Annotated in this window: 20 protein-coding genes and 1 riboswitch; of the genes, 13 read left to right on the forward strand and 7 right to left on the reverse strand. The window is 56.0% G+C overall.

Annotated elements, in window-relative coordinates; genetic code table 11:
• The first annotated feature begins 317 nt into the window (after positions 1-317).
• Together NSQ46_RS01480 and NSQ46_RS01485 are read left to right on the forward strand one after the other, a co-directional pair.
• Complete coding sequence (locus NSQ46_RS01480; protein WP_007128898.1) at positions 318-719, forward strand: VOC family protein; 402 nt, start codon at positions 318-320, stop codon at positions 717-719.
• 171 nt (positions 720-890) lie between these two features.
• Complete coding sequence (locus tag NSQ46_RS01485; protein WP_007128897.1) at positions 891-1238, forward strand: DUF1801 domain-containing protein; 348 nt, start codon at positions 891-893, stop codon at positions 1236-1238.
• 82 nt (positions 1239-1320) lie between these two features.
• Here the strand turns inward: NSQ46_RS01485 and NSQ46_RS01490 are convergent, their stop codons facing one another.
• The 3 genes from NSQ46_RS01490 to NSQ46_RS01500 all read right to left on the reverse strand — a co-directional run bounded on the left by NSQ46_RS01490 (position 1321) and on the right by NSQ46_RS01500 (position 3403).
• On the reverse strand, positions 1321-1449 hold the full coding sequence (locus NSQ46_RS01490) for a DUF4023 family protein (protein ID WP_007128896.1): 129 nt from the start codon (positions 1447-1449) through the stop codon (positions 1321-1323).
• Positions 1450-1744: 295 nt separating this feature from the next.
• Positions 1745-2050, reverse strand: a complete 306-nt coding sequence (locus tag NSQ46_RS01495) for an antibiotic biosynthesis monooxygenase (RefSeq protein ID WP_007128895.1) — start codon at positions 2048-2050, stop codon at positions 1745-1747.
• 135 nt (positions 2051-2185) lie between these two features.
• Positions 2186-3403 (reverse strand): DUF418 domain-containing protein, encoded by a 1218-nt coding sequence (locus NSQ46_RS01500; RefSeq protein ID WP_007128894.1) that lies wholly within the window; start codon positions 3401-3403, stop codon positions 2186-2188.
• 141 nt (positions 3404-3544) lie between these two features.
• Here NSQ46_RS01500 and NSQ46_RS01505 point away from each other — a divergent pair, with 141 nt between their 5' ends.
• The 11 genes from NSQ46_RS01505 (at position 3545) to NSQ46_RS01555 (ending at position 20850) form a co-directional block, all read left to right on the forward strand.
• Entirely contained in the window at positions 3545-4264 is a 720-nt protein-coding gene (locus NSQ46_RS01505) for a response regulator transcription factor (RefSeq protein ID WP_341342546.1), read from the forward strand.
• Complete coding sequence (locus NSQ46_RS01510; protein WP_341342545.1) at positions 4261-6045, forward strand: HAMP domain-containing sensor histidine kinase; 1785 nt, start codon at positions 4261-4263, stop codon at positions 6043-6045. Before NSQ46_RS01505 ends, NSQ46_RS01510 begins: the two co-directional genes overlap by 4 nt.
• Positions 6046-6216: 171 nt before the next feature.
• Positions 6217-7461 carry an MFS transporter gene (locus NSQ46_RS01515; RefSeq protein WP_342576167.1) on the forward strand — a complete coding sequence of 415 codons (1245 nt, stop codon included), beginning with the start codon at positions 6217-6219 and terminating at the stop codon, positions 7459-7461.
• Between the two features lie 161 nt (positions 7462-7622).
• Positions 7623-7724, forward strand: a riboswitch (purine riboswitch).
• A gap of 349 nt (positions 7725-8073) precedes the next feature.
• Positions 8074-9879, forward strand: coding sequence for an adenine deaminase (gene ade, locus NSQ46_RS01520; protein WP_341342543.1), 1806 nt, complete (start codon positions 8074-8076; stop codon positions 9877-9879).
• A 317-nt stretch (positions 9880-10196) separates the two neighbouring features.
• Positions 10197-11600, forward strand: coding sequence for a cytochrome ubiquinol oxidase subunit I (locus NSQ46_RS01525; RefSeq protein WP_342576169.1), 1404 nt, complete (start codon positions 10197-10199; stop codon positions 11598-11600).
• Positions 11587-12603, forward strand: coding sequence for a cytochrome d ubiquinol oxidase subunit II (cydB, locus tag NSQ46_RS01530; RefSeq protein WP_007128888.1), 1017 nt, complete (start codon positions 11587-11589; stop codon positions 12601-12603). The genes NSQ46_RS01525 and cydB overlap by 14 nt, the downstream gene beginning before the upstream one ends.
• A complete protein-coding gene (locus NSQ46_RS01535; protein WP_007128887.1) occupies positions 12603-14657 on the forward strand; it encodes an ABC transporter ATP-binding protein/permease in 2055 nt (684 codons plus the stop codon). Before cydB ends, NSQ46_RS01535 begins: the two co-directional genes overlap by 1 nt.
• The gene (locus NSQ46_RS01540) at positions 14654-16621 is read left to right on the forward strand and encodes an amino acid ABC transporter ATP-binding/permease protein (RefSeq protein WP_342576170.1); all 1968 of its coding nucleotides are present in this window, start codon (positions 14654-14656) and stop codon (positions 16619-16621) included. Before NSQ46_RS01535 ends, NSQ46_RS01540 begins: the two co-directional genes overlap by 4 nt.
• Positions 16622-16753: 132 nt before the next feature.
• Positions 16754-17779, forward strand: coding sequence for a DUF2332 domain-containing protein (locus NSQ46_RS01545; RefSeq protein ID WP_340898518.1), 1026 nt, complete (start codon positions 16754-16756; stop codon positions 17777-17779).
• A gap of 504 nt (positions 17780-18283) precedes the next feature.
• Positions 18284-19672 carry a class II fumarate hydratase gene (fumC, locus tag NSQ46_RS01550; protein ID WP_007128884.1) on the forward strand — a complete coding sequence of 463 codons (1389 nt, stop codon included), beginning with the start codon at positions 18284-18286 and terminating at the stop codon, positions 19670-19672.
• A gap of 140 nt (positions 19673-19812) precedes the next feature.
• Positions 19813-20850 (forward strand): hypothetical protein, encoded by a 1038-nt coding sequence (locus NSQ46_RS01555; protein ID WP_342576172.1) that lies wholly within the window; start codon positions 19813-19815, stop codon positions 20848-20850.
• A gap of 117 nt (positions 20851-20967) precedes the next feature.
• On the opposite strand, the gene NSQ46_RS01560 is transcribed toward NSQ46_RS01555, so the two are convergent.
• Genes NSQ46_RS01560 through NSQ46_RS01575 form a run of 4 tightly spaced genes read right to left on the reverse strand, consistent with a single transcriptional unit; the run spans position 20968 to position 24778 of the window.
• The gene (locus NSQ46_RS01560; protein ID WP_144879030.1) at positions 20968-21672 is read right to left on the reverse strand and encodes a DUF1266 domain-containing protein; all 705 of its coding nucleotides are present in this window, start codon (positions 21670-21672) and stop codon (positions 20968-20970) included.
• An 18-nt stretch (positions 21673-21690) separates the two neighbouring features.
• A complete protein-coding gene (locus NSQ46_RS01565; protein ID WP_342576175.1) occupies positions 21691-22338 on the reverse strand; it encodes a tetratricopeptide repeat protein in 648 nt (215 codons plus the stop codon).
• Positions 22332-23078, reverse strand: a complete 747-nt coding sequence (locus NSQ46_RS01570) for a hypothetical protein (RefSeq protein WP_342576176.1) — start codon at positions 23076-23078, stop codon at positions 22332-22334. Before NSQ46_RS01570 ends, NSQ46_RS01565 begins: the two co-directional genes overlap by 7 nt.
• Positions 23075-24778, reverse strand: a complete 1704-nt coding sequence (locus NSQ46_RS01575; protein ID WP_007128880.1) for a molecular chaperone HscC — start codon at positions 24776-24778, stop codon at positions 23075-23077. The genes NSQ46_RS01570 and NSQ46_RS01575 overlap by 4 nt, the downstream gene beginning before the upstream one ends.
• Positions 24779-25065: the final 287 nt, after the last annotated feature.

Here is a 25065-nt window from a genome sequence, read left to right on the forward strand (position 1 = left end):
GCTCTCTCCCATACAAAAAATTTTTCGAAAAAATTTCGAGTGGATGTCGATTTGGGCGATGGCCGTTCGTCACTTATATAAGATGAACAAAAAAATGAGATATTAGCAAGGGAGTAAAGTGATTCCGAAGAAGTCTAAAGCTTTCTAAATGAAAGCTACATCGGAAGCATAAGCTTAGTGGTCGCCTTTGCGACCGAATTTCTACCCTAATATGAATTCATCAGATTAAGAAATTTGGGAGCAACAGCGATCGTAGGAACACTTTACGTACTTGCCTAACATCTTATTAAAAAACAAATGAAAAGAGGATGAAGAATATGCAAGCACAATTGATTCCATTTATTATTTCCGGTGACGCGAGAGCACAAGCCGCGTTCTATATCGAAGCGGTCGGAGGAGAAATCCATGCGTTGTCTACCTTCGGGGACGCTCCGGGCACGCCGGAATCGAGCAAGGATAAAGTGATGCATCTATCGATGACACTGGCGGGAGGGAATACGTTAATCATGTCGGATGCCTTTCAAGATGCGGAACTGAGCGCTAATATGGGACTGTCGCTATCGTTTGATGACGAGGAGGCTGCACGCACCGCTTACCGTAACCTGAGCGCCGGAGGCGTGGAGAAATATCCGTTTGCCCTTCAGCCATGGGGGAATTTCTATTACGGCGAGCTCGTGGACCGGTTCGGCATGACGTGGCAGCTGGTGAAGCAGGGCTAGGCATAAGAACGTGGATCTCCAAGATACCGGTCATACCTAGTGAGTGAGCATAAAGCTTGTCGGTAGCGTGTTTGGCGTTTTGACATGATCGCATGTGCTTAGGATACATGCCTTCGCAGCATTACTGCAGCGTGAGCCCATTATCCAGTGACATAGAGGGAGCTGTAAAAAATGAACCAAAACCAAGAAGTGTCCGATTACATCGAAGCATTAGGCGATGCCTGGAAGATCGAGTTGAGTACGAATCTCAGGGAGCTTGTCCACAACGCGATCCCGGAGGTTCAGGAACGGATGCAGTACAAAAAGCCGCATTTCTTGAAAAACGGAAAATACGCGGCCGTGATCAGCGTTGCCAAGAGCGCGGTGAGCTTTACGATTTTTAACGCGGAGGGATTGGCATGGCCGGAGGATACATTTGATGGACCGCCGGAGCGGAAAACGATGAAAATTGCCCAAGGACAGGATGTGGATGAGCAGGCGCTTTCTGCCCTGCTGAAGCAGGCTTCCGCGAGCTTATAGTAAGAAACCGGTGTGCAGGCGGGACGGTATCGGTGGAGACGGTTCATCCGCGATCTTGACGGGATCGCGGACGAGGCCGGCTTCATTTTTTTGTCCCGTGCTGCTTCGTCGGGAGTTTGTCGCTAGGCGTCCCTTTGCCGTTGTTTTTGTTGCGGCGGGCTTTCTCCGCATTCTCATTCATTTTTTCTACGAAATCATGGGTGCTTTCCATTAATGATTCGGCTCCTTTGCATCAAAATATGAGATAACAAGCGTGTCCTGCTTAATATAACCATTCGGACGTCATTGTATTTGGTGATTTTGATGGCGGCGGGAACTGGCTGGGGTAACAGTCCCTATAAAAATAAGAATCCAGCTGACAGGCAAAGGGAGAGCTTCCCCGATATGCCTGCAGCTGGATCTAATTGTGTTTCGCACAATCTGTCGCCCGGCGCACATTCTTGGAGACGTGCGCCGAGGCCTTTATCTTTTAAACCAATTTTACGTGCCTTCCGTTTTTCGCTGCCTTACTTGGAATGGCTAATCAGCAGCTCGTATTTATTCAGGGAAGCGCCTAATATATTCTCGTTACGGCCCTGACCGTGGGATTGGCGGAACGATTCGCTGGACGTCCAGCGCTTGAATGCTTCCTCATCCTCCCAAACGGTAGATACCTTCAGTTCCTCGGCTTCGGCGCCTTCCTTGGCTTCATGCCATACCTCCATCCGCACGAATCCTTCAATTTCCTGAACCCCTTTGGCCTCAGCGAATCGCTGTGCGATCTCCTTGCCGTGGCCGGGCTTCACTTTAATCGAGTTGGTCACAACCAGCATGCCGCATCCTCCTTTTCATTCATCCTGTTCCTCTAACGTATGTCCATTATACAGGAACGGACGGACCGATTTCATCTTGGGGGAGCCGGTGCAGGTGAGGCGGGCCGAGCGGGCTGCCTCTTGTACCCCTGATGCTTACGTTGCCGCCGGCCCCTCGCCCGGCGTATCGATGGCCGGAGCCGGAGCGGCCTTGGTCTTGGGCCGGCCGCTCCAGGACCAATAGGTGCCCATCCGGAGCAGTCTCTCCACGGGACCGCTGCGGAATCGCTTCAGCCACAGCAGACTGCCTGCTGCCAGCACCGCATAGATGCCGATCGCCAAAAGCGCCCCTTGCAGCACGCCGAGCTTGCCGAACAAGCCGAGTCCGAATCCGTAGAAGATGAGCACGCAGACGACGCTCTGCGTCAAATAGTTGGTCAGCGACATGCGGCCCACCGCCTCGAATGCCCGGATCACGACCGATTGCCTTGATGAGAAGGCGTATAACGAAGCAAACAAGTAAATATACCCTAGAGCCAGCAGCGGGCCGCCAAGCATCATGAAGATGCCGTTCCATTCATGCGTCGTGCCCAGCATTACGCCGGCGGTCTTCAGCGCAAGGCCGACGGGAATGAGCAGCGCCCACCGGATATACAGCCGGATTTCCATGGACGGATGGAGGAAGCGTCGCCGTTTGGCCGCCGCCATACCGAACAGGAACATCGGGGCGCTCATAAGCGGAGCGATCAGGACCACAAGGAGCATCAGCCAATCCGGCAGATTGAGCGGCATCTCCTCGTTTGACCGAAAATCCATGATTTCACCAAAGCTGCCGCTGCCGTAGACCTCGATTGATTTGGTCACATAGGCTTCCATTCGGGAGGCGTCTTCCGGAGTCGGTTCCATGGAGCCGTATCCAAGGGCCGTCATGAGGGCCAGCAGAATAATTCCCCAGATCAGCAGCGTCTTCGCCTTGCGTTTCACGAACAGGAGCAGAAAGAAGCCGATTCCCCCATAGAACAATAGAATGTCGCCTTCCCAAATAAAGGTCGAGTGCAGCAGGCCGAGCCCGATCAGCAGCACAGAGCGGCGGGAGAAGCTGCGTCCGTATTTCAGGCCTTTGGCTGTAAGGCTCTCCCTCATCATCACCATGCTGTAGCCGAACAGGAAGGTAAAGATCGGCATGAAGCTGCCTTCCACGAATACCTTCAGGATATTGTGGCTGATCGTATCCAGCGCGGAGGGCTGGAAGAAATGCAGCTCATCCTTTCCGAACATGCCGTATTGAAAAATGAGCATATTGGCCATCAGAATGCCCGCCAGGCTTAACCCGCGAATCGCGTCGACGACCGTTGAACGTTTATGTGTACTCACACATCATCACCTCTTAGCCATAAGTATAGCCATTGCACTTGAATATAAAGGAAACGGCAACCTAACTTTTTCTTAACGCCTCCGGCATTTGTTTAACTCCTGTTAAGGTTGCTGTGCTAGCATAATGTACGGGTGAGAATTATGGACAATACACGAATTTTAATAGTAGATGATGAGCCTTCGATCGTGAAAATGCTCCAGATGGTGCTGCGTAAAGAAGGCTTCAACCGGATATACACGGCCGCCAGCTGCAAGGAGGCCCTTCGGGAAATCGCCGCACATGGCGCGGACTTCGTGCTGCTGGACGTCATGCTGCCCGACGGCACGGGCTTTGATCTGTGTCCTCAGCTGCGTGCCTACGGAAGTCCGCACATCCTGTTTCTGACAGCCAAGGCTTCGGATCTTGACGTGCTCACCGGCTTTGCCATGGGCGGGGACGATTATGTGACCAAGCCGTTTAATCCGCTGGAGATTGCGGCCCGGATCAAAGCGCGGCTGCGGCGCGGCGGCATCGGAACGAATGCGGCGGCCGGTCCGGCCGTTATTCGAAGCTCCTGGGATTTCGGCCGGTTTAGAGTGGATGAGGCTGCCGGCGAGCTGACGGTTCTTGGGGAACCGGTGCCGTGTCCGGCGCAGGTGTTCCAGCTGCTGCTGTATTTCTGCAAGCATCCCGGCGTCGTCTTCTCCAAATCCCAGCTGTACGAAGCGGTATGGGGCATTGACGGCATGGGCGAGGACAATACCGTGATGGTGCATATCCGGCGCATCCGGGAGCGGATCGAGGAGGATCCGAGCAACCCGCAGTATCTGCTTACGGTTCGGGGACTCGGCTATAAGCTCGTCAAGGAGAGCGGCCGATGAGACTGCGAAGAAGGCTTGCCTTTCATTTTACCTATCAATTGATTGCATTCTCGGCATTCATGTTCTGTTTTATCATCGTGCTGATGTTTTTCCTTATTAGTCATATCAGCAACGAGGAGATCAAGCGGAACTTCCCGGCAGGGGTGCTGGACAGCATCGTAGGGGAAACCGTTGCGGAGAAGGGGAGCGTTCAGCTGGAGGAGCATTGGAAGGTGCTGCTGCAGGAGAGCGGCATGTGGCTTCAGGTCGTCGATATGGAAGGGAACGTCATTCATGCCACGAATACCCCTTCGGATGTTCCAAGCGAGTACTCCGTCAGCACCCTGCTCGCCATAAAGGAAGAACGGAGGCTCGGCAAATATACGATGGACTGGCAGATGGACCTGTTCTATAAAGAACCGCTGCTGTTCCTGGCAGGTCGGGTCGATGCCGGATCGGACCAGCTCCTGGACTGGGTGGCCGCTTATGAGAAGGACGGGCTTGTCGACCCTGAATTCGAAAGGGAGCTGCAAGGGAAGCTTGGCGGCGCAGGCGGCTACCTCCATATCATTGACGGGGAAGGCCGTATCGTGCAGTCGCTCGGGGAAGGCGCCGGAGATAAGTCGGAGTACCACCCGTTGGAGATCATCGCCATGCAGGAGCAGCCGGGTACCTATTCGACGCATATTGCCGTATTTCGGGACAAGAACAGCGGCAACACCTGGATCTACCATACCCCGCAGGATGAAGCGCTGGGGAAACGGCCGATGATGAACGAGCTGATACGCGTCGCCCTGTGGGCCATGATGAGCGTGCTGCTTCTCTCGCTCGCCATTGCGATCTGGCACGGCTATCGTTACAGTCGCCCGTTACTGCTCTTTACCGGCTGGTTCGAGCGGATGGGCAGCGGAGCGTATGAAGAAGTGCTGACGCCGAAAGACCGCAAACGGGTCTTCCGCAAGAATGGCAAGCTTCGCATGCGATATAAGCTGTACAAGGAAGTGATCCATTCCTTTTACCGGATGGCCGAGCAGCTGGCAGAGGCCGAACGGGAACGCGAACGTCTGGAACGGAACCGGGAGGAATGGATGTCGGGGATATCGCATGATCTGCGCACTCCGCTCTCCTCCATTCAGGGTTACGGTTACATGCTGGAAAGCGCTCCGAATGATTGGAGTGCGGAGGAGCTGCGGGAGATGGGCACCGTCATCCGGGAAAAAGGGGATTATATGCTGGAACTGATCGACGATTTCTCGCTCGTGTTCCGCCTCAAGAGCACGATCCGCCCGCAGGAGCTTATCCCGCTCGATCTGAATGAGCTGGTCCGCCGCTGTGTACTGAAATACGTGAACGATGCCACGTTGAATGAAGCGACCTTTACCTATATCGGCGGGGAAATGCCGCTGCTCGTGAACGGTAATGCGAAGTGGCTGCAGCGCCTCATGGATAACCTGATTATCAATGCGGTCAAGCATAATCCGGAAGGGGTCAAGATCGAGGTTCGGGTCGAAAGCCGGCCTGGCGGTGCCGCAATCATCGTCGCGGATCAGGGCAACGGCATGGACGAGGAGACGAAGGCTAACCTGTTCGAGAGGTATTACCGCGGAACGAACACGGAGGAGAGCGTGGACGGCTCGGGTCTCGGGATGAGCATTGCGAAGGCCATCGTGGAGGCTCATGCAGGCAAGGTAGGCATCTGGTCCGAGCTGGGTCGGGGCACGACCATTACCGTACTGCTGCCCGAGGCTGGGCAGGGAGACGGGGATGAGCCCGATACCGGCAAGGACTCGAGGGGAAAGTGAGAGCGGATGCCGGCAGGAATCGGCTCTATAACTAGGGTTGCACGCCTGAATGCGGGATTGCCGATCTCGGCCGGATAGCTGCAAAAAAATCCACCCGCTACGATCCTTGGTGCGCTATAATAGCCTGGAAATGATTTCATTTGCCTACTATCTATCGACCGGAGGACATCCATGGGCTCAACTTCTTTTCGGCAATTAACCGGTAATGCCAGGGGCTGTCTCGTCTATGAACCGCTGTTCCTGATTCCCTACAGCATGTTTGCGACGTACAGCTCCATCTTTATGTACCAGCTTGGCGTAACCGAGACGGGAATCGGCTGGATCACCTCGATCGGCCTGCTCGTCCAAGTGCTTTCCTCGCTTCTTAGCGGCTATCTTACGGACCGGATGGGCCGCAAGCGTGCGCTGCTCTATTTCGACGTGCTCAGCTGGAGCATTGCTACGCTGCTATGGGCCGTCTCGCAAAACTTCTGGTTCTTTGTCATCGCGGCTGTAATCAACGGTTTTCAAAAAGTGCCCCATACGGCGTTCTATTGCCTGCTTGTTGAAGACACGGCCCCTAAGGAGCGGACGTATGTGTTTACGCTGCTGCAGCTGATCAGCGTAGTAGGGGGCTTGTTCGCCCCACTCGGGGGATTGCTGGTGTATCACTTCTCGTTGGTGCCTGGAGTGCGGATCATGTTCGTGCTGGCCTGTATCCTCATGACGATTCAATTCATCGGCAGGCATTATGCGACCCGGGAGACGGAGATCGGCTACCGCAAGATGAAGGAGACAAAGTCCATGAGCCTGCGCGAAGGCATGGTCGACTATATATCCGTCATGAAGGGCATGCTGAAAAGCCCGCTCCTGCTGATCATCTTCGGCGTTTATATTCTGTTTAACTTTCAGATGACCGTAAAGACGACCTATGTGTCTATTTTTATGGTGGAATATTTGCATCTCGGCAGCGGGTTGATTTCCGTCTTTCCGGCATTCTCCTCCATCATCATGCTGATGTTCATGAGATGGATCATGCCGCGGATCAGTGAGTCCAAAGTGAACCGGACGATGGTCTGGGGATTCATCATTTCGGTGCTTGCGAACGTCGTTCTCGTCATCGCCCCGGAGGGCGACCTTGTCGTGCTCAGCGTAAGCACGATTATGGCGGCGGTTGGAACGATGATGACCTATCCGTATCTTGAAACGGCGGTTGCGAATGCCATTGATGACGATAACCGGGCCAAAATATTCGCGCTGCTCCAGGTGCTTATCCTGATCGTGATTACGCCTTCCGGCGTGATCGGAGGCTGGGCTTATGGCATCGATCCGCGCATTCCGTTCCTGCTTGTTGCGGGGGCGTTTGCCGTCAGCATTCCGCTGATGATGCTGTACGCCAAAAAGGTATCAAGGGCTCCAGCCGAAGTCAGTCTGTAATACAGGGGTGCTTCATTCGATACATAGGCTTCTGGCTTGCGGCCATGATTATGGCGGCATCCTGGTATTTCCTAAAGAGGCCGGTTCCTTCCTGTCACTTGACTTCTTGGACAGGAGGATTATAATTCTAACAACAAATGAGTAGAATTGAATAGGGTAAAGGTCTTAGCAGCAAATCTTGATGTATATGCCGGGGAATAGGGCCCAGGCGTCTCTACCAGGTTACCGTAAATGACTTGACTACATAAAAGATGAGAATAGGACAGCCCGAGCTTTGAAGGGGAATCGCGAGGCATGGCGGTACCCCGGTACGCGTGGCGTTTCACGTATTCGTCCGAGTGGGACCGGCGCAAGGTCTAATCCGGAATCAGCGGCAATATTACGCGAGCGCAGCAGATAAGCAAGGGACTTTCTCATCTTGATGAATTCAATCTTTAGGCATCCCGGGCAGGTACGCTGTCCGGGTTGTTTTGCGTTCCGGCAGCTCAGGGGGATCGTATTGATCTAAACCATGGGCCCCTCCCTCCATGCGTGAAAAATTTGCGATGAAGGGCATCATCAGACTCACTGCGTAGATATCCAATCAGCAAAAAAGGGGAGCGTGCAATCATCATGAGTTCAAGCAAAAGACATAAACGATACGAGGTCAGCCGGCAGCTGGGACAGGTTGCTTTGGGGCAGTCGCCAGCCGAGCTGGTGATCAAGAACGGCACGCTGGTCAACGTATTTACGGGCGAGCTTCAAGCGAATATGGACGTGGCGGTTGCAGCCGGGCGCATTGCCTATATCGGCAATGCGGATCATACCATCGGCGAGGGCACGAAAGTGATTGATGGCAAAGGGCGGTATATTACGCCGGGACTGCTTGATGGCCATATGCACGTCGAATCCACGATGCTGACGGTGACCGAATTTGCCAAGGCGGCCATCGTAAGCGGAACGACCGGTATCTATATGGATCCGCACGAGATTGCCAACGTGTTCGGCATGGAAGGCGTGCGCTGGATGCATGAGGAAGGTCAGCAGCTGCCGCTGAAGGTATTCACGACCATTCCTTCCTGCGTCCCCGCAACATTCGATCTGGAGGATGGCGGCGCCCAGCTTGGCGTATCCGATATCGAAGAGGGGCTGACCTGGCCCGGCACGGCAGGCCTCGGTGAAGTAATGAACTTCCCAGGCGTCGTGAACGGCGATCCGACGATGCTCGGAGAGATTGAAGCAACGCTGCGTGCGGGCAAGACGGTAACCGGACATTTTCCGGCTGAGGATGACCGAATGCTTCAGGCTTATTTGGCTACAGGGGTTAGCTCCGACCACGAGACGGTGACACGGGAGCAGGCGCTGGAGAAGGTTAGGCTCGGGATGCATCTGATGATCCGCGAGGGTTCGGCATGGCAGGACATCAAGGAGGTCATCAAAGTGGTGACCGAGGATAAGGTGCGCACGGACAACATGTCGCTCATTACCGACGATGTATACCCGCAGACGCTGGTGCGGCTCGGCCATATGAACCATATCGTGCGGCGGGCGATGGAAGAAGGGGTTGACCCCGTAACCGCGATTCAAATGGGCACGATCAACGTTGCTCGCTATTTCGGAATGGAGCTGGACCTCGGCAGCATCTCCCCGGGAAAATCGGCGGACATCCTGCTCATTGACGATTTGAAGCGCATGGTTCCATCGGTCGTCATTGCCGATGGCGAGGTCGTTGCGGAGAACGGCCGCCTTGTGGTGGAGTTTCCGTCCTACCAATACCCGGAGAAGGCTTATCAATCGGTGCGTCTAGCCCGGGCCCTCACCCCGGAAGATTTCCTGCTCCGCAGCAAATCGGGTTCGGCAGCGCGAACGGAAGTCAATGTCGTGCGCGTCATTGAGAACAGTGCCCGTACAGCTAAAATGACGGCGGTTCTCCCGGTGGAGGGCGGTATCATCCGGCCGGACCTGGAGCAGGACGTCGTGCAGCTTGCCTGTATCGAGCGTCACCGCGGAACCGGCCAAATCTCGCTAGGGTTCGCGAGCGGCTTCGGTCTGAAGTCGGGTGCGGTCGCTTCGACCGTGGCCCATGACAGCCACAACCTGCTGGTGATGGGCACGAATGTGGACGATATGGCATTTGCCGCCAACGAGCTGGCGGCTTGCGGCGGAGGCATGATCGTCGTCCGGGACGGGAAGGTGCTGGCGAAGGTGGCAATGCCGATTGCCGGCCTTCTGGCTGACCGCCCGGTGGAAATCGTGGCCGAGGAGGTGGCGGCGCTGGAGGATGCGTGGAAGGAGCTTGGCTGCTTCATCAACGCGCCGTTCATGACCTTCTCCCTCATCGCGCTCCCGGTCATTCCGGAAATCCGCATCACGAACCGCGGGATTGCGGATGTGATAGAGTTTAAGCTGATCGAGACTGAGGTGGGTCCGGTTCAATAAAATGTACAAGCTAATGCAATGATCTGCATGCCGCATCGTACGAGCAATAACGACGAGGGTCGTGCAGCAGTGATGAGGAACGACGCGCGCCGGGAGAGGCACGTGGTATAGGATACAAGGGGCAGGCTCACCAGGGATGGCGGGCCTGTCCCTTTTAAGTTCGGGACTTCGTGATTTTTGTCACAAATTTATAACTTTTTATCCGTTTTCGACTCCGATATTGTGATGTTAATCACAATCCTGCCTGCTCCAGTCTGCGACAATACTAAAAGAATCAAAGTTAAAATGATGACGTGAGCTAAAGGAAGGGGTATGTTATGGATCCGGTGATGCTGGCGCGAATACAGTTCGCATCGACAACTATTTTTCACTTTATTTTCGTACCGATCTCCATCGGGTTGGCGTTTCTGATCGCCGTCATGGAGACGATGTACGTTGTCAAAGGCCAGGACGTGTATAAACGGATGGCCAAATTCTGGGGCAAGCTGTTTCTCATTAACTTTGCGGTCGGCGTAGTGACGGGGATTCTGCAGGAATTCCAGTTCGGTATGAACTGGTCCGATTATTCCCGGTTCGTCGGGGACGTGTTTGGCGCGCCGCTGGCGATCGAGGCACTGCTGGCCTTTTTCCTCGAATCGACGTTCATCGGCCTGTGGATCTTCGGCTGGGACCGGCTTTCGAAGAAGGTCCATCTGCTGAGCATCTGGCTGGTGTCCTTCGGCACCTTGATGTCGGCGTTCTGGATTCTGGCCGCCAACTCGTTCATGCAGCGTCCGGTCGGATTCGAGATCAACAACGGTCGGGCGGAGATGAACGACTTTTTCGCGCTGATCACGAACGGTCAGCTGCTGGTGGAGTTCCCGCATACGATTTTCGGGGCGCTGGCTACCGGCGCTTTCCTCGTAGCCGGGGTGAGCGCGTATAAGCTGATGAAGAAGCAGGACCTGGACTTTTTCAAAAGATCGTTCAACCTCGCGATTGTGGTTGGCCTGATTACCTCCATTCTGGTTGCGGTGTTCGGCCACCAGCAGGCGCAGTACCTCGTGCAGACTCAGCCGATGAAGATGGCTGCTGCGGAGGGCCTGTGGGAAACGAGCGATGACCCGGCGCCGTGGACGGTCTTTGCGTCGATCGATCCGGATAAGCAGGAGAACTCGGCGGAATTCAAAGTCCCGTATTTGCTCAGCTTCCTGTCTTACAGCAAATTTAGCGGCGAAGTGATCGGGATGAAAGAGCTGCAGTACCAGTACGAGCAGGAATACGGCCCGGGCGATTATATTCCTCCGGTGCGCACGACCTTCTGGAGCTTCCGGATTATGGTGGCGGCCGGAACGGCCATGATTCTGCTTGGTCTGTACGGTGCTTGGCTGATGCTGCGCAAAAAGGTCGAGCAGGCCGGGAAGTGGTTCCTGAGCATGATGCTGATTGGCATCTCCCTGCCGATCATAGCGAACAGCTCGGGCTGGATTATGACGGAGATCGGGCGCCAGCCGTGGACGGTGTTCGGGCTCATTACGACGGAGAACAGCATTTCGCCGAATGTCAGCGCCGGGTCGATTCTGTTCTCGCTGATCGTGTTTACGGCGATTTACGCGGTGCTGGCGGCTGTCATGGCCTATCTGTTCGTCAAGGTGATTAAGAAAGGGCCGTATGCGGAGGAGGCGGACCACCGCCACGCAAGCGATCCGTTTAACAAGGAGGGCTACAATGCTGTCTCTTAATGAAGTATGGTTTGTGCTGGTTGCGGTATTGTTTATCGGGTTCTTTTTTCTCGAGGGCTTTGATTTCGGCGTTGGGATGTCCACGCAGCTTCTGGCCAAAAGCGACACGGAGCGCCGCGTGCTCATCAATTCCATCGGCCCGTTCTGGGACGCGAACGAGGTATGGCTGCTAACGGCAGGGGGCGCGATGTTCGCGGCGTTCCCGAACTGGTACGCGACCTTGTTCAGCGGGTTCTACATTCCGCTTGTCTTCCTCCTGCTGGCCTTGATCGGCCGCGGCGTAGCCTTTGAGTTCCGGGGGAAGGTGGGGAATGCCCGCTGGAAAAGGGTATGGGACGGCGCCATTTTCACAGGCAGCGTGCTGCCTCCGTTCCTGCTCGGCGTCGTATTTGCCTGCCTGATCCAGGGGCTGCCGATTAACGAAGCAATGGAAATGCACGCCGGTTTCTTCGATATCGTCAATGCCTATACGGTGGTTGGCGGGCTGACGATGACGCTGCTGTGCCTGCTGCACGGCTTGATGTTCACGACGCTTCGCACGACCTCGGACTTGCAAGAGCGCGCACGCTCCATGGCACGGAAGCTGCTGCTTCCGGTTGCGGGACTGTTCGCGGCATTCGGCGTCATGACGTATTTCATGACGGACGTGTTCGAGCGCCGGGGCGGCCTGATCGCCGTTCTGCTGGGGCTGGCGCTGCTGGCCTTCCTGCTCGGCGGATATTTCATGAGCCTCAAGCGGGATGGCTGGGCGTTCGGGATGACCGGTGCCGTGATCGCTCTTACGGTAGCCTCCGTGTTCGCGGGATTGTTCCCGCGGGTCATGATCAGCTCTATCAGCCAGGCGTTCGATCTGACGATCTATAATGCGGCTTCCGGCCCGTATTCGCTGAAGGTGATGACCATCGTGGCCGTCACGCTGCTGCCTTTCGTCTTGGGTTATCAAATCTGGAGTTACTTCGTTTTCCACAAACGGGTACATGAGAAGGAGCATTTGGAATACTGATGGGAAAAGATCTGCTGGGCTACCGTGGCGCCAAGACGACGTTTCTTCTGGTCGCCGTATGTACCCTGGCACAGAGCATGGCCATCCTCCTGCAGGCCAAATGGCTTGCACAGACGGTTTCCGCGCTGTTCGCGGGAGCCTCGCTGCAGGAGCAGGGGGGAACCATTGCCCTGTTCCTGCTTGCTTTTCTGATGCGGCACGGGGTCGGAGCCGTCCAGCAAGGGATTGCGCAGCGCTCTGCGGAGCAGACCGGCACAAGCCTTCGTAAGGAGCTGCTCGGCGTGCTCTTCCGGAGAGGGCCGGCGCTGATCCGGAAGGAAGGAACGGGCAATGTGGTTACGCTTGTGCTGGAGGGCATCGGCAAGTTCCGCAAATATGCGGAGCTGACCATCCCCCGGATGATGGGCGCGGGCATAACTCCTGCGCTGGTATGGCTGTACGTATTCATGACCGACCGGATTTCGGGCATTATTTTGCTCGTGACCATGCCGATTCTGATTGCCTTCCTGATTCTTGTCGGCCTCGCTGCAAGGAAGCAGACTGAGCGGCAGCTGGATTCTTACCGGATGCTGTCCAATCATTTCGTCGACTCGCTCAGGGGGCTTATGACGCTGAAATTTCTAGGCCAGAGCCGCAAGCACAGCGGCAGCATTCGGCAGGTCAGCGAAGATTACCGGAAAGCGACCATGCGCACCTTGCGCGTGGCCTTTCTGTCCTCCTTCGCGCTGGACTTCTTCACCATGCTGTCCGTTGCGTCCGTTGCGGTCAACCTTGGTCTGCGGCTCATAAACGGAAGTATCGAGCTGCTGCCGGCGCTGCTGGTTCTGATTCTCGCGCCGGAGTACTTCCTTCCGGTGCGGATGGTCGGCGCCGATTTCCATGCGACGCTGGACGGCAAGCAGGCGGGGGAAGCGATGCAGTCGATCATTCGGGCATCGCGGGCCGAGGAGACCGGCAAGCCGGAAGCGGTGGAGACTGCTCGGTATACGGGCGCCGTTGGCTTCGGCGAAGCCGCTGTGGCCCATTCGGGTGTTGGTGAGGCTGCCGGCGGTGCAGGTTGGATACACACAGCTGATGCAGCTGCCGATGCTGAAGGAGCGGTGCCGAAGACAACCGACACGGCTATCGCCCGAGCGACTAACGCGGCCAAAGTCGAGACAATCAATACCGCAATGGGGATGACAGCTGATGCACCGCATGCGGCGACAACGGATACGGCACGTAAAGTCGGAACGCCTCTCTCGGCCCCGATACTTAAAATTAAGGATAGTTCGACAAACTGCGGAAGCTCGCCGGCTGTATTTCGATGGGATGATTGCAGCATGCTGGAGCTGTCCGGTGTCGGCCTGCGGCATGAAGAGCACGGGCCGGCTTCTCTGGAGGACGTCAGCTTCCGGATTCCGGGCAAGGGCAGGATCGGGATCGTGGGGGAGAGCGGAGCCGGCAAATCCTCGCTGATTGATCTGCTTGGTGGCTTTACGGCTCCTACCGCAGGTGAGATCAGGCTGAACGGCGTGACGCTGGAGGACGGGAACCGCGAGGCTTGGCGAAGCGGGGTGACGTATATGCCGCAGCATCCGTATTTGTTCAGCAGTACGCTTGAGGATAATGTGCGGTTCTATGCGCCGGATGCTTCCGATGCGGACGTACGGGCCGCTGTTGAGGCGGCGGGACTGATTGACCTTGTGCGCGCGTTGCCGAATGGACTTCATGAAATGATTGGAGCTGGAGGGCGAGCCTTAAGCGGCGGGCAGGCCCAGCGCGTCGCCTTGGCGAGAGCGCTGCTCGGCGGGCGGCAGGTGCTGCTGCTGGATGAGCCGACGGCCCATCTTGACATCGAGACGGAATATGAGCTGAAAGAGACGATGCTGTCCCTATTCCGGGACAAGTGGGTATTCCTTGCTACGCACAGACTGCATTGGATGCAGGATATGGATGTTATCATCGTGCTCCACCGGGGGCGCGTCGCAGAGACGGGAACGCATGAGGAGCTCATGCAATTGAAGGGCGTGTATTACGGGTTGATTACTTCGCAGATGGAGGGAATCGGATGAAGCAGGAATCGTGGTTTCGGCCTTATGTGACGGCAAATTTTTGGCGCTTTCTGCTGATTGCCATGCTCGGCGTGCTTACCGTTCTGTTTGCGTGCATGCTGATGTTTACGTCCGGGTATTTAATCTCCAAATCCGCGCTCCGTCCGGAGAACATTCTGATGGTGTACGTGCCGACGGTAGGTGTCCGCACATTCGGGATCGGACGCGCCGTCCTGCATTATGCGGAGCGCCTTGTGGGGCATGATACGATTCTCCGTATCCTGTCCCGGATGCGGCTGAGGCTGTACCGGATTCTGGAGCCTCAGGCACTCCGGTTAACTTCCCGCTACCGGACCGGCGATCTCCTCGGCGTGCTCTCCGATGACATTGAATATTTGCAGGACGTTTACATCCGCACGGTATTTCCGTCGTTCGTGGCGCTGGTCCTATATGCCGGCGTGATTGCGGCCGCTGGACGATTCGATCCGGGATTTGCTCTTCTGCTGGCCTTGTATGTGGCCGTTCTGGTATTCGTGCTGCCGCTCATTTCCCTGCTGCTGACGAAGCGGAAGAACCGGGAGATGAAGCAGGCAAGGAACCGGCTGTACCAGAAGCTGACCGATGCGGTGCTTGGCATGCATGAATGGTACGTCAGCGGCCGGCAGCAGCAGTTTCTGACGGGATACGAGGAGGATGAAGCCGAGGTGGACCGGACCGACCGGGCGCTCAAGCGGTGGGCGCGGCTGCGCGGCTTCATCGGGCATTCGGTCGTTGCGGTAACGGTCGTCACGGTCGTGTATGTAGCTGGCAAGGAGTATGCGGGCGGTTCACTGGACGTTACGCTGATCGCGGCGATGGTGCTTGCGGTGTTTCCACTGATGGACGCTTTTCTGCCGGTGTCCGAGGCGGTAGAGCGGATTCCGCTGTACGGTCAATCGGTTCAGAGACTGAAGGCCATCGGGCATGGAGAGGGCTCCGCCACCACTGGATACCCGGAGCAGCTGTCATTGAGCCGGGGCGAAGTGGATGCCGTCATTCGAAGCGGCGCGCATATAAAGGTGGAGGCCGTCTCGTTTCAATACGATGCAAATGGGACAGATGCAGCACACTCAGCACATTCACCAGCAGCACCTTCGCCAGATGCGACAGAAGCAGCATATTCGCCAGCAGCACACTCACCAGAAACGGCAGATGCGGCATATCAACCAGAAGCGGCAGATACAGCATATCAACCAGAAGCGACAGATGCAGCACATTCGGCACGTTGGGCAGGCGCGACAGCATCAGGCTGTTTGGACAACGGTACACACGCGCTCCGGGACATTTCCCTTGACGTTCCCGCCGGAGCCAAGGTGGCGGTCATCGGACGTTCAGGAGCCGGCAAATCGACCCTGCTGCAGCTTATCCAGGGCGTCTTGGCACCCTCATCGGGCACGGTCACGATCGGCGGCACGGATGCAGCGCTTTTTGGCGACGATATCTCGTCCGTGATTTCCGTCCTGAATCAGAGCCCTCATCTATTCGACACCACGCTGGCAAACAATATCCGGCTCGGACGACCGGATGCCACGGAAGAGGATATCCGGCAGGCCGCTGCGATGGCCCAGCTAACTACGCTGGTCGATTCCCTTCCGGACGGCCTCCATACCCGCATGCAGGAAGCAGGGCAGCGTTTTTCAGGAGGAGAACGCCAGCGAGTGGCCCTTGCCCGCATTCTGCTGCAGAAGAGTCCGGTCGTTATCCTTGACGAACCGACGGTCGGGCTGGATCCCAGAACGGAGCGCGAGCTGCTCTCTACCATTTTCTCCAGCCTTCAGGACCGGACGCTGATCTGGGTGACCCATCATCTCGTCGGCGTCGAGCAGATGGATGAGATCCTGTTCTTGGAGCAAGGGAAAGTCGTCATGCGCGGTACGCACGACGAGCTGATGGAGCGCTACCCAAGGTATCGCGGGTTGTATCGGCTGGACCGCCCCGGCGCATAATCGGAATAGGTCCTGAACCATTCCGCTGTTTCTCTTATCGGACCGATAAAAGATCGCAATCCAAAGCGCGGCTGGAAAGATGTAACATGGTCTTAGACCGGTCTATACATTTTTTCGTTAGGAGAGTGACATATGGATCAGGAGCGGCTGGTGAGGGAGTTTCAGCATTTTGCCGATAAGGAGTTTCCGGGAGCCAGCGATTTGTACGCGCATTTGGCGCGGCAGATCGCCGGCGATGCGGAGGTTTTGTCGATAGCTGCGCAGGCATCGCCCGGACAGCCAGTGCCCAATCTGCTGTTCGGAGCGGTTCAATATTTGCTGCTAAAGGGGAAGGGGGCGGTGCTTAGCGCCTATTACCCGGGGCTCGCGGAGCAGCCGAAGGAAATGGAGGCAAGCTACCCGCATTTCCGGTCATTTGTGCTGGAGCATAGGGAAGGGATTATAGAGATCCTCCGAAGCAAGCGGGTGCAGACGAACGAGGTCCGTCGCTGTGCGTATCTTTATCCGGTATTCTGCTCCGTGTATGCCAAGGTTCGGAAGCCGCTTGCCCTTGTGGAGCTGGGGTGCAGCGCCGGACTGCAACTGCTGTGGGATCAGTACAGCTATGCTTACGGTGGCCAGGAGGTATACGGCAACAAGGAGTCCGTCGTTCGCATCGATTCCGAGATCAAGGGCGGGAAGTCCCCGTTTCTGCTCTCTTCCAGTCCCCCGGTCGTATACCGGATGGGGATCGATCTTCACGTGAACGATGTGCACAGCGCAGAGGATGTATTATGGCTGCGGGCGCTCATTTGGCCGGGCAATCCCCGCCGGGTATCGATGCTCGAGCAGGCCGCAGCTCTTCTTAAGAGCCGGTCTGATATTCGGTTCATAGAAGGGGACGGGACGGAGCTGCTGCCCGATCTTGTGAGGGACATTCCCGGAGAGGCCGTCGTATGCGTCTTTCATACGCATGTAGCCAACCAGATTCCCGAGGATAACAAACATCGGCTGCTCCATCATCTGAGCACGATCGGTAAACAACGCGACATCGTCCATGTGTACAACAACATGTGGGATGGCGATCTCCATGCCGACTTTATTGTCGGCGGCATATCGAGCGAACAGACCATCCTTAGAGCCGACGGCCATGGGCGCTGGTTTGAATGGCTGGCATGAATCGCTAGTCCGCCTATTTTCCACGTCGTTTGCAATCCTTCTTCGTGCTTCATCTCTCTTCGCCACACCGTCTGCAATCCTCACCCGTGCCCTCATTACGCTTCTCCATGCCGCGGCATTTTTCTCCGGCGCCAGACTGTGCCATAATAGGGGAGATGGAATATAAATAGGAGTTCAAAAAGTCGAATTTTCAGCACCGAGGCTTATCCTTCCGAAGTGCGTTTTTTCAAAACGCTTTAGGTTGGATGAAGCTAGGGACGTCAGGAGCGGAGCTACACGTTTTCGCAGAAAACGCCTTCGAAAGCATCTGCTGTTTTGGGTACGTGAGCACTAAAATGTTTCCGCAGGAAACATGCTTCGGAAGCATCTGCTTAGGCCCGGCTGAATTCAAGATTCGATGCCGAGTTACTTCTTGATTCACTTCGTGATCAAAAGACTACTTTTTGAACAACCTCTATAAAGCGTTTAATGCTGAAGTCAAGAATGCCAAAGGAGGAAGACAAGATGGAATACCGTATTGAGAAGGATACGCTAGGTGAGGTGAAGGTGCCTGCCGATAAGCTCTGGGCCGCCCAAACGCAGCGCAGCTCCGAGAATTTCCGGATCGGCACGGAAACGATGCCGAAGGAGATTATCCGGGCGTTCGCCGTGTTGAAGAAGAGCGCCGCGATTGTCAACGGCAAGCTCGGCAAGCTGAATGAAGATAAGGTCTGGGCCATTACCGTCGCGGCCGATGAAATCATTGAAGGCAAGCATGATGAGCATTTTCCCCTTGTCGTTTGGCAGACAGGCAGCGGCACGCAGTCCAATATGAACGTGAACGAAGTTATCGCGAACCGGGGGAACCAGCTGCTTCAGGAAAAAGGCAGCGACCAGCGCATTCACCCCAACGATGACGTGAATAAATCCCAAAGCTCCAATGACACCTTCCCGACGGCGATGCATATGGCGGCCGTTATCGCCTTGGAGGACAGCGTGCTGCCGTCGCTTCAACGGCTCAAGAAGACGCTGAAAGAGAAGAGCGAGGAGTACAAGGATCTCATTAAAATCGGCCGCACGCATCTTCAGGATGCCACGCCGCTTACGCTGGGGCAGGAAATCAGCGGCTGGCACCGTATGCTTGAGAAATGCGAGCTTATGGTCGCTTCTTCGATCGAGCCGCTGCGGGAGCTGGCGATCGGCGGAACGGCCGTCGGTACGGGCATCAACGCCCATCCGAAATTCGGCGAGATGACCGCGGCGGAAATCAGCCTGCAGATCGGCAAAAGCTACACCTCTGCCAGCAATAAATTCCACTCGCTGACAAGCCATGACGAAGTGGTCTTTGCGCACGGAGCGCTCAAGGCGCTGGCTGCCGATCTGATGAAGATCGCCAATGACGTGCGCTGGCTGGCGAGCGGGCCCCGCTCCGGCATCGGGGAGCTGACCATACCGGCCAACGAGCCGGGAAGCTCGATTATGCCGGGCAAAGTAAATCCGACCCAGAGCGAGGCGCTTACGATGGTGGTATGCCAGGTGATGGGGAACGATGCAACGATCGGGTTCGCGGCAAGCCAGGGCAATTTCGAGCTGAACGTATTCAAGCCGGTGATCATCTATAACTTCCTGCAATCGGCACGCCTGCTGTCGGATGCGATGGATTCGTTTGACCGGAACTGCGCGGTCGGCATCGAAGCGAATCTCGAAGTCATCCGTGGCAATATGGAGCGGTCGCTGATGCTGGTGACGGCGCTCAATCCGCATATCGGATACGAGAATGCGGCCGCGATCGCTAAACGCGCGCATCAAGAGGGCACGACCCTTCGGGAAGCTGCGCTGGCGAGCGGGCTGCTGACCGCCGAGGAATTTGACCGGATCGTGCGGCCGGAAGAGATGATTCATCCGAAGGAATAAGCAGGATGCTGTGAAGGCCAATCAACCCATGCACCCGCGAGGTGGATGGGTTTTTGTTTCTCTAACGGGGGAGCGGCTGTTATAATAAAGCTTCGACGGATGGATGGGGCGGAATTTTTCTTAAAAAGGACGGATGACCAGTGAAGAAACATCAGCTGACCGCGGTGGTGCTTTCCGTGATCTTTACAGGCCTCGGCCTATTCTACATCGGGACCCCGATGCTGATCATTACCGGGGCGCTGCTTATGGCGCTGCAGGGAGCTGTGCTTTATTTTCTGCTGCTGACGCTCGGCTTTCTCGGCTTTTTGGCGCTGCCGGCCGCACTTGCGCTGCATATTGCGGGCATCGTGATCACGATTATTTATTTTACCTACCGGTCGCCGAAGAAACCGTGGCTGGAGCAGAAACGGCAGCAGCAGCTGTCTTCACCAGGTGCCATCGCCGCGCGCACGGTGATCGGTCTCCTCTTGCTTGCCGGATCCGTGTATGTCGGTTACACGGAGGGAACCGCCCCGTTTACCAAGTCGGCTGCGGAGAAGCAGGTTGTTCGGGAAGCCGCCGAACATTATTTGGAGCAAAAATACGGCGAGCCGTTCAAGGTCACCAAGATGGACTATATATGGGCTGTCGGATCATACAATCTTACGGCGATTCCCGAAGGAGCTCCTGAGCTGGAATTCACGCTGGACAGCACCGACGGCAGCCCGCCGGTCCCATCCGGTGAAACCTACCTCAATCGTGTATGGGGGGCGCAGCTTCGTGACAAGGCGGAGCCGGTCATCGACCGGCTGTATCCGGACGGCGCTTTCGTTCAGGCCTGGGTGAGCTGCAATATGAAGCAGGTGGTGCGGGAATACGACAAGCTGGATTCCTGCAGCGGCGAGCCGGTTAGCCAGAATGTAGACATCGTGGTGTTTGCCGATGTTGCGGAGGGCAGCCTGGACCAAGAGAAGGAGCGCCTTCTGGAGCTGGTCAAGCAGCTGCCCGGAGTTACGGTTCCGGGCAAGACCGATCTTCAGATCGAGTATTATCCGGCAAAACTGAACACGCCCGCCAATGCAGCGAAGCTGGAGAAGGGGAGTGGCGCCTTGCAAGATGCGACGCCGACGTATCAGTTCAGGGAGTTCGATATTTCGCGGATCACGGGCACTTCGGACATCGAGCTCCGTAAATTGTAGAATTGAAAAAGCCAGGCAGAGCCTTTATTCGGTCTGTCCTGGCTTTTGTTTATTTCGTGATAGGGGAGTTTCCCGCCTTTGTTCGCGCAAGCGCAAGCGTCAGTTACCCAGGTTCAGTCAGACTGAGGCCGACATGCTGGCCGAAGCGTGCTTGTCCGGCAGCAGGCTTAGATCCCAAGGCACCTTATTGTAGGCAAGCTTGCTGCCCCCGAGGATGTTGCTGGCTCTGCTTATAACATGGTGGGAGTACTTCATTGCGATATCCTCTTTGATAAAATGCGTGCCGGCCGCAAAGGCGGTAAGATATTCGTCCCAGCTGCGGTAATGCTGCTGCAGGAGGGCCGCTGCCTTTTGTTTGATCTCCCAGGCCTCCTCTTCGCTCAGGAAGCGATAGATCCGTCCGATCCGGCTAAGAAGGATGGCCCAGCCCCCGCCTAATGCGGTGATATCGGCCGAAGGCAGCATCCCCATCCATTTGCCGACAACAATCATTTTTTTGTAATCGGGATCGTCTTTGGCGTCCTCGAGATAACGCTCGCGTGCCTTGAGGGTTAGGGCGGACAAACGGTTATGAATGTCCAGGTATTCCTGGCAGTGGCCGTCGTTTAGCAAAAAATCGATACGCTCCTTGAGGGAGGCCGCGTCCGTGATCTTCCAGTCAGCCAGCGCTTTTTTCATCACGCCTTTTCGCAGCCAACGCTCCGAGGGATGAAATTCATAAGGAATATAATAATAGCCCAGCATGCTATCGATACAAACGCTGGACAAGCAGCGGAGGTAGAGCTCGATTCTTTTCTTGTGCTTGCGGCTGAATCCTTCCATGATGCGAATGCCTCCTTTCTAGGTTGCAAGCACCCAGTGCACTTTGATGGCCTTCCAGGTGTTCCACAGGATGACGGCAATCAATAGCCACGTATATACCGGGTGCAGGTCGAAGAATACTTGCAGAGCTAGATAAACCAGAATGTAGAGCCAGCTTAAGCGGAGCACCATGAGCGTATCGAATAACAGATTGCTTCTCCATGACCGCCACCGGTCAGCGGCTGTGATGTGTCTCCGGCCGTATTTATGCTTGTTGGACGCCATGCACAGGTAGATATACGAGTGAATATGGGGATTCTCGAGCTGATTGGACTGTTTCAAGATATCCCGTGCCTGATCTATCTCCTCAAGTCCTATATAACATCGTCCTTTCAGGCAGAGCGCATCGGTATTTTCCGGCTCTTGGCCCAGCACCTTCTCAAGGTCGCTCAATGCGGACGAGTAATCCGCCTGCTCGAACCGGATCTGGGCACGGTGCCAATATCCATCAAGCTCCTCCGGCGCCAGCCGGATGGCTTGACCGAAGCATTCGTCCGCGGCGGTCAGGTTGCCGGTCCGCGCATGGCATTTACCGAGCATAAGCTGAAGGTCGGGATCATGAGGATATATCTCGTTGGCGCGGGTCAAATCGTCGAGGGCTTCTTCCAGCTCGCCTTCCTTCAACATGTACTGTCCCCCTGTTCCCTCAGATCGAGATACTGCTCGATATCGATATCCTTAGCAGGATGCTCCTTAAAGCACTCGTACCGCAGCTCGGAGGTACCGTTAATTTGGCTCATGATATATTCGATGAGCGAATCGGGGTATTCCCCCAGCAGGTCTTCCTTGTTCTCCGTGAAGTGGAGCATGTCGTCAAGCCGCTGCCATACCGGGCGGGGGAGATGGCGATGATCCTCCAGAAAGTCCATCAGTTCGTACTGCAGTTCCCCGCTCCGCTCGACATCCCATACGATGTCCCGGTTAAGCGCGTCCTCCCAGGCCTCGGGATCGATGCGCGCCTGGAAATTCTCATAAATTTCGTCGATCTCATCGATGAACTGCTCAATCGGGTCTTGCGGAATCGGCTCGCGGGCGTGGTGAAGCGGTTCTCTGTAATAATCGGAAGCAGCCGGAGATTGTCCGGATGCGGGGTAATCGTCTTTTTCTTCACCCGTCCAAAGCTCGCCGCCAGAGAACGCCGTCTGGCCGCGATCGTAAGCGGATGGCTCATCGAAATCCAGGCGCTCATCCTTCTCCGGCTCAACGTAAGGCGCCATCGTAAGCGCGGAATCATAAGCCTCGCGAAGGCGCTGATAGCCCTCAGGGTCATCCTCCGGGTGGTGGAGTCTCAGCTTTTTCGCATAGGCTCTTTTGATGGCTGATGTATCTCCGGTTGCTTCGATCCCCAAAATGTCCCATACACTCATGTCAAATCCATCCACCTTTCGAGCTGATCCAGCTGCTCCTTGAGCGCTTCGGCAGCCTGTTTAACCACTTGCTCATTTTGCGTCTGCAGCTGCATCTCGAACTGCTGAATCAGCCGGGCAATCATCTCTCGGCGGTCGCCCAGCGATTCCTCGTACAGCCGCTCGCCTCTTGCGATCAGCAGCCTGTTCTCGGTACGATCCCGGGGATGGATCTTGATATCCTTCAGCTCGGCAAGCCGGGCCTCGATCTGCTCCTTGGTCATGGAGCCGACGTTGCTTTCGATGACCGCTCTTTTTTTCTCGCCGGTTGCCACGCTGATGACCTCGACCTCCAAAATGCCGTTGATATCATACGTATAGCGCACGTCAATGCTCTGCTCCCCCGCCGGGGCCGGCGGAATTTTGATCCGGAGCTCACCGAGCTTAATGTTGTTCTCCACGCGCCGGCTCTCCCCTTGATACACATCGACGGTCATTTGCCGCTGATTATCGGAAATCGTGTAGAGGCGCTCGACCCGGCTGACCGGTATCGGCGTGTTCCGTTCGATAATCGGGAGGAAATGCCCTGTTGAATATTGGCCGCCTCCCATCTCCCGCACAACGCTGGTACCGAGGGTATACGGGCACACATCCGTTAAAATCATCTCTTCGAGCGCTTGGTTGCGCTGCTTCAGCGCCGTTTGGATCGCCGCACCGATCGCAACCGTCTCATCGGGATGGATGTTGCTGTAAGGCATCCGGCCGAACATCCTGCCAATGACGCTGCGAATCAGCGGCATGCGCGTAGCTCCGCCGATGAGAATAATGGCGTCCAATTCGGAAGGTGTAAGGGAAGCGTCCCGCAGCGCACGCTCGATCGGCTGGCGCAGACGGAGCAGAAGCGGCTGGGCAAGCTTTTCAAATTCCGTCCGGCTTATGCGCAGCTCCAAGCTGCCGGTCTCGGCAGGGACGGTCATCTTGGCTTCGTTATCCTGGCCGAGGGCCAGCTTGCACATTTCGGCCTGCTTATAGATCAGCGATCTCGTTTTGGCACTGAGATCTTCGGCATTCAAGTCATGCGTATGTAAAAAGTGCGTAAAGAGGAGCTCCGTAAAATCCTCGCCCCCCAGAAAGTTATCGCCGGCAATGGATTTCACATCCATGATGCCTTCGAACAATTCCAGTATGGATACATCGAATGTGCCGCCGCCCAGGTCGAATACGAGAAATTTCGTTTCGGGGCTCTCCTGGTGCAATCCATAGGCAACCGCCGCAGCCGTCGGCTCGCTGATGAGCCGCTCCACCTTGAGACCGGCCAATTCCGCGGCCGTCTTCGTTGCCTTGCGCTGGGTATCGTTGAAGTAGGCGGGAACGCTGATGACGGCTTCCGTCACCGTCTCGCCCAAATAAGCTTCGGCATCGGCCTTCAGCGCTTTGATGATGAAGGATGAGAGCTCTTCCGGCGTGAAGGTGTGGGGGCCGAGCGCGTAGGTTTTTTCTGTCCCCATAAATCGTTTGAACGTCGCTGCCGTCGCTTGCGGATGCGTGATAAGCCGCTCCTGCGCAACCCGGCCGACCAAAATCTCCCCGTTGTCGTCAACGCTTACGACCGAAGGTGTGAGGTGCTCTCCGAGCACGTTCGGGATGATTGCCGCCCGGTCCTCGGCCCAATAAGCCGCAAGGCTGTTTGTCGTCCCAAGATCAATACCGATCATCGTCATTGTGTCAATTATCCCCTCTTTCTAATCCGAGCGTCTGCACGGAACCGGTTAAGGAACTGTTGCAGGCGCTTAGAGTTGCCCCATGGCTAGATAAAGCCGTTTAAATGTTGAAGGCCGTATCTCCTATTTTACCAGTGTTGGTAGAGTGATTCCAAGATGCGACACGAGTCTGCACAGAAAAAGCTCTCTCTGTCGAATAAAGAACGGCCTCGAGGATGCCCCCCAGGCCGTTTTATGGAGTGTTACCGTAATTCTAAGCCCGAAGCGCCGTAACGCCTCGCTTGCCT

The organism is Paenibacillus sp. FSL M8-0142 (assembly GCF_038597315.1).
Classification (GTDB): Bacteria; Bacillota; Bacilli; order Paenibacillales; family Paenibacillaceae; genus Paenibacillus_AQ; species Paenibacillus_AQ lactis.

Coding starts and splice junctions, on each gene's coding strand:
- NSQ46_RS01565 (WP_342576175.1), bottom strand. CDS start 22,338: ATGTTGAAGGAAGGCGAGCTGGAAGAAGCCCTCGACGATTTGACCCGC.
- NSQ46_RS01480 (WP_007128898.1), top strand. CDS start 318: ATGCAAGCACAATTGATTCCATTTATTATTTCCGGTGACGCGAGAGCA.
- NSQ46_RS01560 (WP_144879030.1), bottom strand. CDS start 21,672: ATGGAAGGATTCAGCCGCAAGCACAAGAAAAGAATCGAGCTCTACCTC.
- NSQ46_RS01495 (WP_007128895.1), bottom strand. CDS start 2,050: ATGCTGGTTGTGACCAACTCGATTAAAGTGAAGCCCGGCCACGGCAAG.
- NSQ46_RS01545 (WP_340898518.1), top strand. CDS start 16,754: ATGGATCAGGAGCGGCTGGTGAGGGAGTTTCAGCATTTTGCCGATAAG.
- NSQ46_RS01510 (WP_341342545.1), top strand. CDS start 4,261: ATGAGACTGCGAAGAAGGCTTGCCTTTCATTTTACCTATCAATTGATT.
- NSQ46_RS01525 (WP_342576169.1), top strand. CDS start 10,197: ATGGATCCGGTGATGCTGGCGCGAATACAGTTCGCATCGACAACTATT.
- NSQ46_RS01570 (WP_342576176.1), bottom strand. CDS start 23,078: ATGAGTGTATGGGACATTTTGGGGATCGAAGCAACCGGAGATACATCA.
- NSQ46_RS01490 (WP_007128896.1), bottom strand. CDS start 1,449: ATGGAAAGCACCCATGATTTCGTAGAAAAAATGAATGAGAATGCGGAG.
- fumC (WP_007128884.1), top strand. CDS start 18,284: ATGGAATACCGTATTGAGAAGGATACGCTAGGTGAGGTGAAGGTGCCT.
- NSQ46_RS01515 (WP_342576167.1), top strand. CDS start 6,217: ATGGGCTCAACTTCTTTTCGGCAATTAACCGGTAATGCCAGGGGCTGT.
- ade (WP_341342543.1), top strand. CDS start 8,074: ATGAGTTCAAGCAAAAGACATAAACGATACGAGGTCAGCCGGCAGCTG.
- NSQ46_RS01505 (WP_341342546.1), top strand. CDS start 3,545: ATGGACAATACACGAATTTTAATAGTAGATGATGAGCCTTCGATCGTG.
- NSQ46_RS01575 (WP_007128880.1), bottom strand. CDS start 24,778: ATGACGATGATCGGTATTGATCTTGGGACGACAAACAGCCTTGCGGCT.
- NSQ46_RS01485 (WP_007128897.1), top strand. CDS start 891: ATGAACCAAAACCAAGAAGTGTCCGATTACATCGAAGCATTAGGCGAT.
- NSQ46_RS01535 (WP_007128887.1), top strand. CDS start 12,603: ATGGGAAAAGATCTGCTGGGCTACCGTGGCGCCAAGACGACGTTTCTT.
- NSQ46_RS01540 (WP_342576170.1), top strand. CDS start 14,654: ATGAAGCAGGAATCGTGGTTTCGGCCTTATGTGACGGCAAATTTTTGG.
- cydB (WP_007128888.1), top strand. CDS start 11,587: ATGCTGTCTCTTAATGAAGTATGGTTTGTGCTGGTTGCGGTATTGTTT.